We start from the raw sequence: 16,519 nt of genomic DNA, 5'->3' as shown, positions 1-16,519 counted from the left end.
GCGTGCCGTTCGGTAGCCTTGGCGAGGATCGCCGAGCCCGGCGCACGTCGCCGTGCCCTCGCACGAACGGTCCGCCCCCACCGCACCGACTGCCAGCAGTGAATGAGAGCCCCGTGGCACACGAGCACGACACGACCGCGACCGACGCCTCCTCGGCCATCCCGCCCCACGACGGCGTGCCCGAACGCGAGTACGACGTCGCCCGCCTGCAAGAGAAGTGGCAGGCCCGGTGGGACGCCGAGCAGCCGTTCGTCGTCGACCCCGACGACAAGCGGCCGCGCAAGTACATCCTCGACATGTTCCCCTACCCCTCGGGCGACCTGCACATGGGCCACGCCGAGCAGTACGCCCTCGGCGACATGGTGACGCGCTACTGGCGCCAGCAGGGCTTCAACGTGCTGCACCCGATCGGCTGGGACAGCTTCGGGCTCCCCGCCGAGAACGCGGCCATCAAGCGCGGCGTCGACCCCCGCGAGTGGACCTACGCGAACATCGCGCAGCAGAAGCAGAGCATGAAGCTCTACGCCCCGTCGTTCGACTGGAGCCGGGTGCTGCACACGAGCGATCCCGAGTACTACAAGTGGAACCAGTGGCTGTTCCTCGAGATGTACAAGAAGGGCCTGGCCTACCGCAAGGACAGCTGGGTCAACTGGGACCCGGTGGACCAGACCGTGCTCGCCAACGAGCAGGTGCTGCCCGACGGCACCAGCGACCGGTCGGGTGCCGTCGTGGTCAAGAAGAAGCTGACGCAGTGGTACTTCAAGATCACCGACTACGCCGACCGCCTGCTCGACGACCTCAACCAGCTCGAGGGCCGGTGGCCGACCAAGGTGCTCAACATGCAGCGCAACTGGATCGGCCGCTCGATCGGTGCGGACGTGCACTTCGCCATCGAGGGCCGTGACGAGAAGGTCACGGTCTTCACCACGCGTCCCGACACCCTCTACGGCGCGACGTTCATGGTCGTCGCGCCCGACTCCGACCTCGCGGCCGAACTCGTCGCCGACGCGACGGACGACGTCAAGGCGACCTTCGCCGAGTACCTCGTCGAGGTGCAGAAGGCGACCGAGATCGAGCGCCAGTCGAGCGAGCGCCCCAAGACCGGCGTGCCGCTCGGCCGGGTCGCGGTCAACCCGCTCACGGGCGACCCGATGCCGGTCTGGGCCGCCGACTACGTGTTGGCCGACTACGGCCACGGCGCGGTCATGGCCGTGCCTGCGCACGACCAGCGCGACCTCGACTTCGCCCGCAAGTACGACCTCCCGGTGCGCGTCGTGGTCGACACGAACGCGCCCGTCACGGGCGTGATCCCCAAGCTCGAGCTCGACGAGGACGGCCAGGCGATCCTGCCGGACGACCTGCCCGACCTGAACCCCCGCGAGACGGGCGTGGCCCTGACCGGCGACGGCCGACTGATGAACTCGGGCGCCCTGACCGGCCTCAGCAAGTCGAACGCGATCAAGCGCGTCGTCGAACTGCTCGAGGCGTCCGGCGACGGCGGGGCGGCCAAGACGTACCGTCTGCGCGACTGGCTGATCTCGCGCCAGCGCTTCTGGGGCACGCCCATCCCGATCGTGCACGGCGCCGACGGCGTCGAGGTGCCGGTGCCCTACGACGAGCTGCCGGTCCGACTGCCGTCGACCGAGGGCCTCGACCTCAAGCCGAAGGGCAGCTCGCCGCTCGGCGCGGCCGAGGACTGGGTGAACGTGCCCGACCCGCGCGACGGGTCGCCCGCGCGTCGGGACGCCGACACGATGGACACCTTCGTCGACAGCTCGTGGTACTTCCTGCGGTTCCTCGATCCCACCGACGCCGACCGGGCCTTCGACCCGGCCCAGGCCAGCAGGTGGGCGCCGGTCGACCAGTACGTCGGGGGCGTCGAGCACGCCATTCTGCACCTGCTCTACGCGCGCTTCATCACCAAGGTGCTCTTCGACCTCGGTCACGTCGACTTCACCGAGCCCTTCAGCGCGCTGCTGAACCAGGGCATGGTGCTGCAGGACGGCGCCAAGATGAGCAAGAGCAAGGGCAACGTCGTCAGCCTCTCCGACGAGATCGAGAAGCACGGCGTCGACGCCATCCGCCTGACGATGGCCTTCGCCGGCCCGCCCGAGGACGACATCGACTGGGCCGACGTCTCGCCCGCCGGTTCGGCCAAGTTCCTGGCCCGGGCGTTCCGTCTCGCGAGCGACGTCGACAGCTCGCGCGACGTGGTGTGGGACGACGGCGACCAGGCCCTGCGCCGGGTCACCCACCGGTTCCTCGCCGAGGCCCCGGGGCTGAGCGAGGCGTTCAAGTACAACGTCGTCGTCGCTCGCCTGATGGAGCTCACCAACGCCGTCCGCAAGGCGATCGACTCGGGTCCCGGCGCGTCCGACCCGGCGGTGCGCGAGGCGACCGAGACCGTCGCGCTGGGGCTGTCGCTGTTCGCTCCCTACACGGCTTCCGAGATGTGGGAGAAGCTCGGCTACGACGGCGGTGCCCTCGCCACGTACGGCTGGCGGAAGGCCGACCCGACGCTGCTCGTCGAGACGAGCGTCACCGCGGTCGTCCAGGTCAACGGCAAGGTGCGCGACCGGCTCGAGGTGTCGCCCAAGATCGCCTCCGACGAGCTCGAGGCGCTGGCCCGCGACTCGGCGGCCGTGCAGCGCGCGGTCGGCGACAAGCAGATCGTCAACGTCATCGTGCGGGCGCCGCGCCTGGTGAACATCGCGGTGAAGTAGGTCACTCGGGGCGTCTCGTCCCCACTCGTCGACGGCCGCCCTGGCTCCCCAGGGCGGCCGTCGTCGTCCGTGCGGCGCGATGGGCGCTCGTACCGTGACGGGTCATGACCGTCAGCTTCCGCACCGCCGTCGACCCGTCCGAGCCGGGTGGTCCGCGGTGGCGCGTGGGGGTCGGGGCGGTCGTCGTCCTGCTCTTCGTCGTGCTGGCGGTGAGCGTCGCCGTGTCGGCCTTCGCCACCCGAGGAGGCGCGGCGGACGAGCTCGTGACCGTCGAGCCGGGCACCGGGGCCGAGGCCGAGGCCGGGGCAGGGGCCGGCACCGCACCTCCCGCGGGTGCCTCGGTCGTCTTCGTGCACGTGCACGGCCGGGTGGCGGCGCCCGGCCTGTACGAACTGCCGCACGGCGCCCGCGTCGTCGACGTGGTCGCAGCGGCCGGCGGGTTCACGGACGAGGCCGACCAGGCGGCGGTCAACCTCGCGCGGGTGCTGGTCGACGGCGAGCAGCTGCGGGTGCCGGCCGTCGGTGAGACCGCGGACGACGGGGTGGCGGGTGGTGGTGACGCGGCGGCGGGTGGACCGGCCGCGGGGGGAACGGCGACCGGTGGCGGGACGGGGGCCGGTGGCGGGACGGTCGACCTCAACCTCGCTGACGACGCCGCGTTGCAGACGCTGCCCGGGGTGGGGCCGGCGACCGCGGCGGCGATCCTGTCCTGGGGTGACGAGAACGGCCGCTTCCGCAGCGTCGACGACCTGCTGGGGGTGCCGGGCATCGGTCCGAAGACGCTCGAGGCACTGCGCGAGCGGGTGCGGGTGTGACGCCCGGTCGCGTCCTCGACCTGCGGCTCGGGGTGCCGGTGGCCGTGGCGTGGGTCGGGCTCGCCGTGGGTTCGACCCGGCCGGGGCTGTCGCCCGTCGTGGCCGCCGTCGCCCTCGTCGTCTGCGTCGTCGCGGTCGGGCTCGTGCTCGTGGCGCGGGTGGGCGCCCTCGCCGCCGGGCAGGTCCTGCTGGTGGTGGCCCTGAGTGCCGGGGCGTGTGCCGGGCTCACGGGCCAGGCGGCGGTGCGCGACGACCGCCGTCACCCGTCGGGGCTCACGACGTCGGCGGGGCACGCGGTCACCGTCGAGGGGCGCCTGCTCGACCGGGTCGAGGCGCGGTCCGACGTCCTGACGATGTCGGTCGACCGACTCGACGTCGGCGCGGGGACCGTGGCCCTCGGGGACCGCGTCCCGGTGCGGGTGTTCGGGGCGCGCCTCGACGGTCGCCGGTCGGCCGAGATCGGGGCCCGGGTGTCGGCCCGGCTCGTCCTGGGCCCGGTGAGGTACGGCGAGTCGGTCGCGTTCGAGGGGCGGGCGGTCGAGCCGCTCGGCGTCCGCGCCGAGCCCGGGCGGACGTCGGCCTGGTCGAACGGGCTCCGCTCGGCCTTCCGTGCCGTGGCCGCAGACCTGCCGGGTGACGGCGGGGCCCTGCTGCCCGGGCTCGCGATCGGCGACACGTCGGGGGTGCCCGACGACCTCGACGACGACATGACGCAGGCGTCGCTCAGCCACCTGACGGCCGTGTCGGGCTCGAACTGCGCCGTGCTGGTCGCACTCGTGGTGCTCGTCGGGTCGGTGCTGAGGGTCCCGCGGTTGCTGCGACTCGCGATGGCCGTCGTCGTGTTGGTGGCGTTCGTCGTGCTCGTCACGCCCGAGCCGAGCATCGTCCGGGCCACCGTCATGGCGGTGCTCGTCCTCGTGCACCTCGCCGTCGCCCGGCCGATCGCCGGTGTGCCCGTGATCGCGCTGGCGGTCGCCGGGCTGCTGTTCGCGGACCCGTGGTTGGCCCGCGACCTCGCCTTCGTCCTGTCGATCCTCGCGACGTCAGGGCTCGTCGTGCTCGGAGGGCCGCTGACCGCCCTGCTGGCGCGCCTCGTGCCCGAACCGGTGGCGGCGGCCCTCGCCGTCCCCACGGCCGCGCAACTCGCGTGCCAGCCCGTGCTGCTCGCCCTCGAACCGAGCATCGCCCTGCACGGCGTCGCCGCGAACGTGCTGGCCGGCCCGGCGGCTCCGGTGGCGACCGTGGGTGGGCTCGTCGTCTGCGTGCTCGCGCCCTGGGCGCCCGCGACCGCCGCGGCCGTCGCGTGGGCCTCGTGGCTGCCGTCGTCCTGGGTCGCGGCCGTCGCCCGGTCGGCGTCGACCTGGCCGGGCACGCGACTCGGGTGGGACGCCTCGGCGCTCGGCGTCGCCTCCCTGGTCGGCGTGACGGCCCTCGTCGTGGTCGCCGTGGTGGCCCGGGCCCGCGGCCGCCTGCGGGCCGTCGCGACGACGCTGCTGGTGGGCGTGCTGGTGGCCACCGTCGGGGTGGTGGGCGGGCGCACCGTGGTGACCCGCGCCTCCGTTCCCGCCGACTGGGTCGTCGCCCAGTGCGACGTGGGGCAGGACGACGCCGTGCTCGTCCGCAGCGCGCGGGCCGTCGCCCTGATCGACGTGGGTGACGACGAGGCCGCCGTCGACCGCTGCCTCTCGACGTTCGGCGTGCGCCACGTCGACCTGCTCGTGCTCACCCATTTCGACCGTGACCACGTCGGGGCGATCGGCTCGGTCGTCGGCCGGGTCGGCACGGCCCTCGTCGGGCCCGTGGGGCGTTCGGACGACGCCGAGGTCGTGACCGCCCTGCGCGGCGGTGGCGCCGAGGTCCAGGAGGCGCGGGTCGGCACCCGGGGGCGCCTCGGCGACCACACGTGGCGGCTCCTCTGGCCGCCCACCGCGACCCCGGCGGGCAACGACGCCAGCCTCGTGGTGCGCCTCGACCCGGGCGGGTCCTGCCGGGTCGGCTGCCTCTCCCTGCTGGCCCTCGGCGATCTCGGTGAGACCGCCCAACGCCGTCTGGCCTCGTCACCCGACGGCGACGAGGGGCTCGGGCGGGTCGACGTCCTGAAGGTCTCGCACCACGGGTCGGCGGACCAGCACGCCGAGTTGTACGAGCGGGTGTCGGCCCGCGTCGGTCTGGTCGGCGTGGGGGCCGACAACTCCTACGGGCACCCGACCGACGTCGCGCTCGACCTGGTCCGGGACGGCGGGGGAGTCGTGGTCCGCAGCGACGAGGCCGGTCAGGCCGCCGTCACGCCCGTCGGCCGTGACGGCGGCGACGTCGGCCTGCGGATCTGGCGGGAGCACGCGGGGTCCGCGGGTCGAGATCGCGCGTCCGACACGTCGGTGGCGTCCTCTAGCATCGGAGGAGGCGCGGCGGGCCCCGCGTCCGTGGGACGACGTCCGAGAGGCAGCATGGCAGCGCGAGCGAGTGGCAAGACGGCGAAGAAGGCCTCGGTCGCGATCGACCAGGTCGGGTGGGACAAGATCCGCCCCGCGGCCGTCGTGCTCGTGAGCGGGCCCGAGCAGTTCCTCGCCGACCGTGCCTCGCGCCAGCTGCGCGACCAGCTCGTCGCCGAAGACCCCAGCCTCGAGGTGCACGACCTCGAGGCCGACCATTACCAGCCCGGCGAGCTCGTGACGCTGGCGAGCCCGTCGCTCTTCGCCGAGCCACGTCTCATCCGCGTCTCGAACGTCGAGAAGTGCACCGACGCCTTCCTCACCGAGACGCTGCGCTACCTCGACACGCCCGCCGACGACACGACCCTCGTGTTGCGCCACGGTGGCGGGGTCCGCGGCAAGAAGCTGCTCGACGCCGTCCGGGGCGGCACCGGCGGCGGGCTCGAGGTCGTCTGCGCCGAGCTCAAGAAAGACACCGAGAAGCTCGAGTTCGCGGCCGCCGAGTTCGCCGCCGAACGGCGTCGCATCTCGCAGGGGGCCCTCCGGGCGCTCGTGACGGCCTTCAACGACGACCTGGCCGAGCTCGCCAGCGCGTGCCAGCAGCTGATCAGCGACGCCGCGGCCGAGATCACCGAGGCCACGGTCGAGAAGTACTACTCGGGTCGGGTCGAGACCAACGCCTTCAAGGTGGCCGACGCGGCCATCGCAGGTCAGCAGGGCGAGGCTCTGGTCCTGCTCCGCCACGCGTTGTCGACCGGGGCCGATCCCGTGCCCGTGGTGGCGGCGTTCGCGATGAAGATCCGCACCATGGCCAAGGTGCAGGGCTCCTACGGCGGCTCGGGTCAACTCGCCTCGCGCTTCGGACTCGCCCCGTGGCAGGTCGAACGGGCACAACGAGACCTCCGGGGCTGGACCGAGGACGGGCTGGGCCGGTGCATCGAGCTGCTCGCCGAGACCGACGCGGCCGTCAAGGGCGCCGAGCGTGATCCGGTGTACGCGCTCGAGCGGATGGTGACCATGATCTCGACGCGCGGTTCGCTGCTGTCGTGAGTCGCGCCTCCTGACCGTCCGGTCGCCTGTCCTGCGGGCGAACGGGGACGACGAAGGCCCCGTCTCGATCGAGACGGGGCCTTCGTCGTCGAGCCCGGGGGCTCGGGGGAGGGGAGCCTAGAGGGCGCCGACCTGCTTCGCGATGGACGACTTGCGGTTCGCGGCCTGGTTCTGGTGGATGACGCCCTTGCTGGCGGCCTTGTCGAGCTTCTTCGACGCGAGGAGCAGAGCTGAGGTGGCCTTGTCCTTGTCGCCGGCGGCGATGGCCTCGCGGGTGGCGCGGACGGCGGTCTTGAGCTCGCTCTTGACGGCGCGGTTGCGGTCCTGGGCCTTCTTGTTGGTGCCGATGCGCTTGATCTGCGACTTGATGTTTGCCACGTGAACTACTTTCTGGATTCTGAGTATCGGACGATGTGCGCCAGCCGAGCGTCCGACCGACGTGAATCGGTCGACCCGGTGCTGCCGCCGGTGATGGCCACCGGAGCGGCTCTCGGCTGCGATCGCGTTCCGCCACTGCAGACGTAACGCGCAAGCCAACAGGCAACGTTACCAGCAGCGAGCCCGACTCTCAACGAACGTCGACCGGTCGGCGTGCCGTGTCGTGCGGGGTACCGTGCCATCATGCCTCAGCTCGCACCCCACATGACCACCGTGCCCGCTTCCGGAATCCGTCGGGTCTACGAGCTCGCGGCGCAGCTCGACGGCGTCGACATGCTCGTGGTGGGCGAACCCGACGTGCCCGTCGCCCGCCACATCGCCGACGCCGCACGCCGCGCCTGGGCCGACGACCGCACCGACTACACGCCGAACGGCGGCATCCCGGCCCTGCGCGAGGCGCTCGTGGACAAACTCGCCCGGGAGAACGACGTGCACGTGGACCTCGAGCAGGTCTGGGTCACCGTCGGGGGGACACAGGCCCTGCACCAGACGATGGGACTGCTGCTCGCGGCCGGCGACGAGGTGCTGGTGCCGGACCCCGGCTACACGACGTTCACGATGAACGCCCACATGCTCGACGCCGTGCCCGTGCCCTACACGTTGGCCCCCGAGCTCGGCTTCCACCCCGACCTCGACGAACTCGAGAACCTCGTCGGCGACCGCACCCGTGCCCTCATCGTGAACAGCCCGTCGAACCCGCTCGGCGTCGTCTACCCGGAAGAGACGCTGCGGCGCCTGCTGGACTTCGCCCGCCGGCACGACCTCTGGGTCATCAGCGACGAGGTCTACGAGTACTTCACCTACGGGCCGAAGCACGTCAGCCTGGCGTCGCTCGACGGCGACGACCGGGTGTTCAGCGTCTTCTCGATGAGCAAGACCTACGCCATGACGGGCGTGCGGGTCGGCTACCTCGTGACGCCGAAGGGCCTCGCGGAGACGATGCGCACGGTCCAGGAGGCGGCCATCAGCTGCGTCGCCGAGCCCGACCAGCACGCCGCCCTCGCCGCCGTCGTAGGGGACCACCAGCCCGTGGCCGACGCCCGCGAGCACTATCGGAGCAACCTCGACCTCGCCACGACGCTGCTCGACGAGCGGGGCATCCGGTACCTCGAGCCCACCGGCGCCTTCTACCTCTGGATCGACGTCAGCCACGCGTCGCAGGGCGACGTGGCGGCGTGGGCCGAGCGGTTCCTGCTGTCGGAGCGCGTCGCGGTCGCGCCGGGCAGTGCGTTCGGCCGGAGCGGCGAGGGGTGGATCCGCGTCTGCCTCGCGTCGTCACCCGAGGTGATCACCCGGGGGCTCGGCAAGCTGCCGGCGCCGGGCGACCCCCGCTGAGATCCGGGGGTCAGCCCCCTGGGGTCGACGCGAGGGGCTTCCTAGGCTCGGAACATGACGAACCAACCCGTGCACACGACCTTCTCCGCCTCCACCACCGGCGTCCGTTCGCCCCTAGCCGTCTGGAGCCTCGTCCTCGGCCTCGCCTCGATCGGCTTCGGCTTCACCTTCGTCGTCCCGATCGCCGGCCTCGTCCTCGGCATCCTGTCCCGCCGCCGTGAGCCCGAGGGTCGCACCATGGCACTCGTCGGCATCGTCTCGTCCGCCGTCATGCTCGTGGGCACGCTGATCGCCCTGGCGATCGGCCTCGCCGTCGTCGGGGGTGCGGGCGTCCTCGCGCTCCTTCCCGGCACCGCCGCCTGACCCTCGGCCCGGCGGTCCCGCCCGGCGGTCCCGCCCGGCGGGCCCGTCCCACGGTCCGGCTCGCGCCGCCCGCGTCGGCAACTCCTGCCTGCCGTCGCGCGCCCGTCGTGACGCCGGGGAGTCCGACCGCCCGAGCGGCACCGGCCAGGAGTTGCCCGCACCGCCCCGCTGGCTCGCGCCCCCCTCTGACCCACCCGCCGACCGGCCCACCCGCTCGCCCGCCCCGCGGCGTCCCACACGCACGGCATCCGGTGCGGCCACGGTGTCGGCAACTCCGGCCTGCCGTCACGGCGCGAGCCGTCGACCGGGGGAGGCGCGGTGCCGGTCGCGACACCGGGCAGGAGTTGCCGACGTACGGCCCCGCGCGGGCCGACGCCCTATCCGTCGCCCGGGCGTGGGAGAATCGTGCGGTACCCCCGCCCACCACCCCCAGAGGATCGTGTGAGTCCCCAAGCAACCCGCGCACTCGAGCCGGCGTCGACCGAGCCCGAGTCCCTCCGCAACTTCTGCATCATCGCGCACATCGACCACGGCAAGTCGACCCTCGCCGACCGCATGCTGGGCATCACCGGCGTGGTCGAGTCGCGTGCGATGCGTGCCCAGTACCTCGACCGCATGGACATCGAGCGCGAGCGCGGCATCACGATCAAGAGCCAGGCGGTGCGCATGCCGTGGGAGCGCAACGGCGAGACCTTCGCGCTCAACATGATCGACACCCCCGGCCACGTCGACTTCAGCTACGAGGTCTCCCGCTCGCTGGCCGCGTGCGAGGGGGCGATCCTGCTGGTCGACGCGGCCCAGGGCATCGAGGCGCAGACCCTGGCGAACCTCTACCTGGCGCTCGAGAACGACCTCGAGATCATCCCGGTGCTCAACAAGATCGACCTCCCGGCGGCCGACCCCGACAAGTACGCCGCCGAGCTGGCGGGCCTGATCGGCGGCGACCCCACCGACGTGCTGCGGGTCAGCGGCAAGACCGGAATGGGCGTCGAAGAGCTCCTCGACCGCGTCGTGGACCGCATCCCCTCTCCCGTCGGCGTCAAGGACGCACCGCCCCGCGCGATGATCTTCGACTCGGTCTACGACAGCTACCGCGGCGTCGTGACGTACATCCGCATGATCGACGGCACCCTGCACCCTCGCGAGAAGGTGCAGATGATGTCGACGAAGTCGACCCACGACATCCTCGAGATCGGCGTCTCGTCACCCGAGCCCGTCCCGAGTCAGGGGCTGTCGGTCGGCGAGGTCGGCTACCTCATCACCGGCGTGAAGGACGTCCGCCTCTCGAAGGTGGGCGACACCGTCACGACGTCGGCCAAGCCCGCGACCGAGGCCCTCAGCGGGTACACCGAACCGCTGCCGATGGTCTTCTCGGGGCTCTACCCGATCGACGGCAGCGACTACCCCCTCCTCCGCGAGGCCCTCGACAAGCTCAAGCTGTCCGACGCCGCGCTGGTGTACGAGCCCGAGACCTCGGTGGCCCTCGGCTTCGGCTTCCGCTGTGGCTTCCTCGGCCTGCTCCACCTCGAGATCGTCACCGAACGACTCGACCGCGAGTTCGGCCTCGACCTCATCACGACGGCCCCGAGCGTCATCTACGAGGTCACCACCGAAGACAAGAAGACCGTCACGGTCACCAACCCGAGCGAGTTCCCGGGCGGCAAGATCGCGAGCGTCAGCGAGCCCATGGTCAAGGCGGGCATCCTCGCGCCCAAGGACTACGTCGGCGTGATCATGGAGCTCTGCCAGCAGCGCCGCGGCACCCTGCTGGGCATGGAGTACCTCGGCGAGGACCGGGTCGAGATCCGTTACGCGATGCCCCTCGGCGAGATCGTGTTCGACTTCTTCGACAGCCTCAAGTCGAAGACGGCGGGCTACGCCAGCCTCGACTACGAGCCCATCGGCGATCAGGAGGCCGACCTGGTCAAGGTCGACATCCTGTTGCAGGGTGAGCAGGTCGACGCCTTCAGTGCGATCGTGCACCGCGACAAGGCCTACGCCTACGGGGTGCTCATGACGGGCCGGCTGCGCGAACTCATCCCGAGGCAGCAGTTCGAGGTGCCCATCCAGGCCGCCATCGGTGCCCGGATCATCGCCCGCGAGAGCATCCGGGCCATGCGCAAGGACGTCCTGGCGAAGTGCTACGGCGGCGACATCTCGCGCAAGCGCAAACTCCTCGAGAAGCAGAAAGAGGGCAAGAAGCGCATGAAGACCATCGGTCGGGTCGACGTGCCCCAAGAGGCCTTCATCGCCGCCCTCAGCGGCGACGTCGAGAAGAAAGACAAGAAGTAGGGTCCATGCGTCGAGCCACCCACACCGAGACCCGCACGACCTACGGCGAGGTCGGGGCGACGCAGGCCCCCGACCTCATGCAGTACCCGCCGAAGGGGTTCAAGCCGGCCGAGTACCGGGCTCGCGTCGGCCACGGCGACGCCCGCTTCGCCGCGGCCTGGATCGCCACCATGACCTGGCAGATCCAGGAGCGCAGCGGCATCCGCGTCCGGGTCGACAGCGTGCCGCCGGCCGACGAGAGCGAGTACACGCCCGTCCAGTTCGACGAGCACGGGCAGCCGGTCGACGCCGCCGAGTGGGCGACCGCGCGTGACGAGTCGCGCTACTCGCCCGACGGCACGCCCTTCCTCACGGCGGGCACGACGGCCACGCTCAGCATCGAGGCCTACGGGCGCACGGTCGAGGCCCCGGTGCGCGTCGTCTACGTGATCGACGAACCGAAGCGCAAGGGTTTCGCGTACGGAACCCTCGACGGCCACCCCGAGAGCGGCGAAGAGTCCTGGATCGTCGACCAGACCGACGACGGTTCGGTCTGGCTCTCCATCCGGTCGTTCTCGAAGCCGTCGAGCGCGAAGTGGCGTCTCGTGGCACCGTTCCTGCGACGCACGCAGGCGCAGTACACGAAGCGGTACCTGCGGGCACTGAGCCTCAACGAGAAGGGCGAGCAGACCGACGAGGTCGTCGTCGTCGAGGACACCGAGGCCGGCGTCGGCGACCCCCGCGGTGACGAGCGCCCCCCGACCGGCCCGCGCGGCGACGCCGCGGGAACCGGCGCCTGACGGTGCCCGGAGCCCTTCCCCTCGGCGATCCCGCCCCCGTCGACGGACGCCTGCCCGAGACCGTCGCCGTCGGCGCGGACGACCGCAACTTCGGGGTCTACCTGCACGTCCCGTTCTGCCGCGTGCGCTGCGGGTACTGCGACTTCAACACCTACACGGGCGACGAGCTGCGTGGCGCTCGTCGTGACGACTACGCCGGGCAGGCCGTCACCGAGATCGAGCTCGGGGGCCGGGTGCTGCGCGAGGCGGGCCTCCCGCCGCGCCGCGCCTCCTCGGTGTTCTTCGGCGGAGGCACCCCGACGATGCTGCCCTCGGGCGACCTCACGTCGATGCTCCACGCGATGGTCGACACCTGGGGTCTCGAGCCCGGCGCCGAGGTGACGACCGAGGCGAACCCCGACTCGGTCGACGCCGCGTACCTGCAGCAGCTCGCCGACGCCGGCTTCACGCGCGTCAGCTTCGGCATGCAGTCGGCCGTCCCGAGCGTGCTCGCCACCCTCGAGCGCACGCACGACCCCGAGCGCATCCCGTTCGTGGTGCGCTGGGCCCGTGACGCCGGGCTCGACGTCAGCCTCGACCTCATCTACGGCACGCCCGGCGAGACCCTCGACGACTGGAGGCGTTCCCTGGACGTCGCCCTCGAGCAGGAGCCCGACCACCTCTCCGCGTACTCGCTGATCGTCGAGGACGGCACGAAGCTCGCCCGCCAGATCAAGCGGGGCGAGGTCCCGATGCCCGACGACGACACCGCGGCCGACATGTACGAGATCGCGGACGACCGGCTCGCCGGCGCGGGCTACGACTGGTACGAGGTCAGCAACTGGTCGCGTGGCGTCGAGCACCGTTCCCGCCACAACCTGGCGTACTGGCAGGGCCACGACTGGTGGGGCGTCGGCCCGGGCGCGCACAGTCACGTCGGTGGCGTCCGCTGGTGGAACGTCAAGCACCCCGCCGCCTACCAGCAGCGCATGGCCGCGGGCGAGTCGCCGGCCGCCGGGCGCGAGACCCTCGACCACGAGACCCGTCGGGTCGAGCGCGTCCTGCTCGGGGTGCGCATCCGAGAAGGGCTGCCCACCTCCGAGCTCGACGACGACGGACGCCGGGCCGTCGGTGGCCTCATCGCCGACGGCTGGGTCGAGGGGCGTCCGGCCCTGCAGGGTCGCGTCGTGCTCACGCGCGAGGGGCGGCTCATGGCCGACGCCGTCGTGCGGCGTCTGCTGCCCGACTGAGCGTCCCGATCGTCCTGATCGCCGCGGCGCCCCACGGTGGCGACCAGGAGGCGCGGGCCCGGAACGCAGGAGGCGCGGCTCCCGGGGGGAGTCGCGCCTCGCGTGGTGCCCGTCCGGGCCGGTCGACCGTCTACTTGACGAACTCGATGGTCAGCGGGTACTTGTACCACTCGCCCTTGTTGGCCGCGACGGCGGCGATGATCGAGAAGATGATCACGAGGATGCCGGCGACGAGGGCGAGCACCCCTCCGATGACGATGATCGACAGGATCGCCGAGATCACGTAGACGATGGCCATCGTGATCTGGAAGTTCAGCGCGGTCCTGGTGTGCTCCCGGATGAACGGGCCGCGGTCCTTCAACACGAGGTAGCCGACGAGGGCGGGGACGAACGCGAAGAGGATCCCGCCGAGGTGGATGAGCGTCGACCAGAGCTTCTCGTCCTCGGGGCGCATCGGCTGGACGGGCTGCGGCTGGTAGCCGGGCTGCTGGCCGAAGCCGGGGCCGGACTGCTGGCCCTGGCCGGGCTGACCCTGGCCGGGCAGACCCTGCCCGTACGGCTGGCCGGGCTGACCGTTCTGGCCGGGCTGGCCGTTCTGCGGGCCGTTCGGCTGGGCGGGAGGGTTCTCGGTCATGGCTGCACCTGTTCGTGAGTGTCCTGCGGATGTCCCCGCCACCCTAGGGCAGCCGGGTGCGGCCCGAGTAGGCCTCGCGACGGAGGTGTCGTACGATTGGCAGTCCGGCACGTCGAGTGCCAGGCCCGGTCGCCCGGCGTGCGGACGACGCGGGGGACGTCGAGCGAAGAGAGGTGCGTCATGGTCTCCGAACGCGGTCTCGAAGTGCTTCGCGTCATCGTGCACGACTACGTCGCGTCCCGCGAGCCGGTCGGGTCGAAGTCCATCGTCGAGCGACACCAGTTCGGCGTCTCGGCGGCGACCATCCGCAACGACATGGCGCTGCTCGAAGAAGAAGAGCTCATCGCGGCACCGCACACCTCGTCGGGACGCGTGCCGACCGACAAGGGCTACCGGCTCTTCGTCAACCAGCTCGCCGACCTGCGCCCGCTCAGCGCGGCCCAGCGGCAGGCCATCGAGACGTTCCTGGGCGACTCCACCGACCTCGACGAGGTGCTCGGTCGGACGGTCCGGCTCCTGTCGCAACTCACCAACCAGGTGGCCCTGGTGCAGTACCCCACCTTCTCCCGGGCCCGCGTGCGTCACGTCGAGCTGGTCAGCCTGGGCGACGGTCGCGTCATGACGGTGCTGATCACCGACAGCGGCCAGGTCGAGCAGCGGGTCGTCGACATCCGCACCGCCGTCGACGAGTCCTTCCTGTCCGAGTTGCGGGCCGCCATCAACGCCGCGGTCGGCGGTCGGCCCCTGGGTGAGGCCTCCACCGCCCTCACCGACCTGCCGGCGCGGTTCCGTCCCGACCTCGCGGCGGTCGTCGGCGTGGTCGTCGCGAGTCTCACCGAGCAAATCGCCGCCGGACGTCAGGACCGCCTCGTCATGGCCGGTGCGGCGAACCTGGTGCGCACGGGCGACGACTTCAGCGGCGACCTCTTCCCCGTGCTCGAGGCGATCGAAGAGCAGGTGGCCCTCTTGCGGCTCTTCGGCGAGATGCAACTCGACGCCGTCGACGTGGCCGCGAGCATCGGCCGCGAGAACGCGTCGTTCGGGTTGTCCCAGGCGTCCGTGCTGGCCAGCGGGTACTCGACGCAGGGCAGCGAGATCGCGAGGCTCGGCGTGCTCGGGCCCATGCGCATGGACTACTCGACCAACATGGCGGCGGTCCGTGCCGTCGCGCGGTACCTGTCGTCGCTGCTCACCGAGCGGTAGCCGACCACCACGGCCCCGGCCGTGCCACGACCCCCATCCCCGTCCCGGTCCGCCGGGCCCGGCCCCGCCGGGAAGACCACCACACCACACCAGAGGCAGACGAGAACCAGTGGCAGATCATTACGACGTCCTCGGAGTCGACCGTCAGGCGACCCCGGAAGAGATCAAGAAGGCGTACCGCAAGCTCGCCCGCGAGCTTCACCCCGACGTCAATCCCAGCCCCGACGCGTCCGAACGGTTCAAGGACGTCACGCACGCCTACGACGTGCTCAGCGACCCGCAGCAGCGCGAACGCTACGACCTCGGCCCCCAGCCCGGCTTCGGTGGCGGCGGCGGAGGCGGGGCCGCCGGCTTCGGCGACATCTTCGACGCGTTCTTCGGCGGCGGTGGCCAGGGCCAGCGTCAGGGTCCGCGGTCCCGGCGGGAACGCGGGCAGGACGCGCTCCTGCGCCTCGAGGTCGACCTCGAGGACATCGTCTTCGGCACGCAGCGCGACATCGAGGTCGACACGGCCGTCCTCTGCGACACGTGCAGCGGCTCGTGCTGCGCACCCGGCACCTCGCCCCAGACCTGCGACATCTGCGGGGGCTCCGGACAGATCCAGCGCACCGTGCGCTCGCTGCTCGGCAACGTCATGACGTCGAGCCCGTGCGGGACCTGCCGTGGTTACGGCACCGTCATCCCCAATCCCTGCCCCACGTGCCAGGGCCAGGGTCGCGTCCGGGCCCGACGTTCGATCCCCATCGACATCCCCGCGGGCGTCGACACCGGACTCCGGCTCCAGCTGCCCGGTCAGGGCGAGGTCGGCCAGGCCGGTGGCCCGAACGGCGACCTGTACCTCGAGGTCAAGGTGCGTCACCACGACACCTACAGCCGCAACGGCGACGACCTGCTGGCCACGCTCGAGGTGCAGATGGCCGACGCCATCCTCGGCACGTCGACGACGCTCACCGGGCTCGACGGCGAGATCGAGGTCGAGATCAAGCCCGGCACCCAGAGCGCCGACATCCTCACCGTGAAGGACCGCGGCATCACCAGACTGCGCGGCACGGGTCGCGGCGACCTCAAGATCGGCGTCCAGGTGGTCACCCCGACCAAGCTCAGCCACAAGGAGCGCGAGCTGATCGAGAAGTTCGCCTCGGGTCGCCGCTCCCCGGCGCCCGAGCTGTCGCACTTCCAGCAGGGTCTCTTCGGCAAGTTGCGCGACCGCTTCCTGAACTTCTGAT

The 16,519-nt window shown here is 71.7% G+C and carries 12 protein-coding genes and 1 pseudogene; 11 read left to right on the top strand and 2 right to left on the bottom strand.

The window, feature by feature from the left end:
- The first annotated feature begins 176 nt into the window (after positions 1 to 176).
- From leuS to holA, 4 genes and pseudogenes are all read left to right on the top strand, one after another.
- Positions 177 to 2,723: a leucine--tRNA ligase gene (gene leuS, locus ACVJ1F_RS02005; protein ID WP_456884543.1), complete on the top strand. Its 2,547-nt coding sequence runs from the start codon at positions 177 to 179 to the stop codon at positions 2,721 to 2,723.
- A gap of 104 nt (positions 2,724 to 2,827) precedes the next feature.
- Positions 2,828 to 3,538: a ComEA family DNA-binding protein gene (locus ACVJ1F_RS02000; RefSeq protein WP_456884358.1), complete on the top strand. Its 711-nt coding sequence runs from the start codon at positions 2,828 to 2,830 to the stop codon at positions 3,536 to 3,538.
- Between the two features lie 353 nt (positions 3,539 to 3,891).
- A pseudogene (locus ACVJ1F_RS01995) lies at positions 3,892 to 4,971 on the top strand (ComEC/Rec2 family competence protein); the annotation flags it as partial.
- Between the two features lie 1,014 nt (positions 4,972 to 5,985).
- The gene (gene holA / locus ACVJ1F_RS01990) at positions 5,986 to 7,020 is read left to right on the top strand and encodes a DNA polymerase III subunit delta (RefSeq protein ID WP_056047549.1); all 1,035 of its coding nucleotides are present in this window, start codon (positions 5,986 to 5,988) and stop codon (positions 7,018 to 7,020) included.
- 117 nt (positions 7,021 to 7,137) lie between these two features.
- Here the strand turns inward: holA and rpsT are convergent, their stop codons facing one another.
- Entirely contained in the window at positions 7,138 to 7,398 is a 261-nt protein-coding gene (rpsT, locus tag ACVJ1F_RS01985) for a 30S ribosomal protein S20 (RefSeq protein WP_043596189.1), read from the bottom strand.
- A 243-nt stretch (positions 7,399 to 7,641) separates the two neighbouring features.
- On the opposite strand from rpsT, the gene ACVJ1F_RS01980 reads away from it, so the two are divergent.
- The 5 genes from ACVJ1F_RS01980 to hemW all read left to right on the top strand — a co-directional run bounded on the left by ACVJ1F_RS01980 (position 7,642) and on the right by hemW (position 13,456).
- Positions 7,642 to 8,793, top strand: a complete 1,152-nt coding sequence (locus ACVJ1F_RS01980; protein WP_159824834.1) for a pyridoxal phosphate-dependent aminotransferase — start codon at positions 7,642 to 7,644, stop codon at positions 8,791 to 8,793.
- Between the two features lie 54 nt (positions 8,794 to 8,847).
- Positions 8,848 to 9,156, top strand: coding sequence for a DUF4190 domain-containing protein (locus ACVJ1F_RS01975; protein WP_056045693.1), 309 nt, complete (start codon positions 8,848 to 8,850; stop codon positions 9,154 to 9,156).
- A 441-nt stretch (positions 9,157 to 9,597) separates the two neighbouring features.
- Positions 9,598 to 11,448: a translation elongation factor 4 gene (gene lepA, locus ACVJ1F_RS01970; RefSeq protein ID WP_456884355.1), complete on the top strand. Its 1,851-nt coding sequence runs from the start codon at positions 9,598 to 9,600 to the stop codon at positions 11,446 to 11,448.
- A gap of 5 nt (positions 11,449 to 11,453) precedes the next feature.
- Entirely contained in the window at positions 11,454 to 12,227 is a 774-nt protein-coding gene (locus ACVJ1F_RS01965) for a DUF1990 family protein (protein WP_082460247.1), read from the top strand.
- A gap of 2 nt (positions 12,228 to 12,229) precedes the next feature.
- On the top strand, positions 12,230 to 13,456 hold the full coding sequence (gene hemW / locus ACVJ1F_RS01960) for a radical SAM family heme chaperone HemW (protein WP_456884353.1): 1,227 nt from the start codon (positions 12,230 to 12,232) through the stop codon (positions 13,454 to 13,456).
- A gap of 130 nt (positions 13,457 to 13,586) precedes the next feature.
- Here the strand turns inward: hemW and ACVJ1F_RS01955 are convergent, their stop codons facing one another.
- Positions 13,587 to 14,090 carry a DUF4870 domain-containing protein gene (locus ACVJ1F_RS01955; RefSeq protein WP_233568332.1) on the bottom strand — a complete coding sequence of 168 codons (504 nt, stop codon included), beginning with the start codon at positions 14,088 to 14,090 and terminating at the stop codon, positions 13,587 to 13,589.
- A 180-nt stretch (positions 14,091 to 14,270) separates the two neighbouring features.
- Between ACVJ1F_RS01955 and hrcA the strand changes: the two genes are divergently transcribed.
- Entirely contained in the window at positions 14,271 to 15,293 is a 1,023-nt protein-coding gene (gene hrcA / locus ACVJ1F_RS01950; protein WP_056045687.1) for a heat-inducible transcriptional repressor HrcA, read from the top strand.
- A 109-nt stretch (positions 15,294 to 15,402) separates the two neighbouring features.
- The gene (dnaJ, locus tag ACVJ1F_RS01945) at positions 15,403 to 16,518 is read left to right on the top strand and encodes a molecular chaperone DnaJ (protein ID WP_159824840.1); all 1,116 of its coding nucleotides are present in this window, start codon (positions 15,403 to 15,405) and stop codon (positions 16,516 to 16,518) included.
- Position 16,519: the final 1 nt, after the last annotated feature.

It is taken from the genome of Frigoribacterium sp. 2355 (assembly GCF_054060695.1).
The sequence above is the reverse complement of the archived record's forward strand: the minus strand, read 5'-3'. Positions and strand labels throughout refer to the sequence as shown.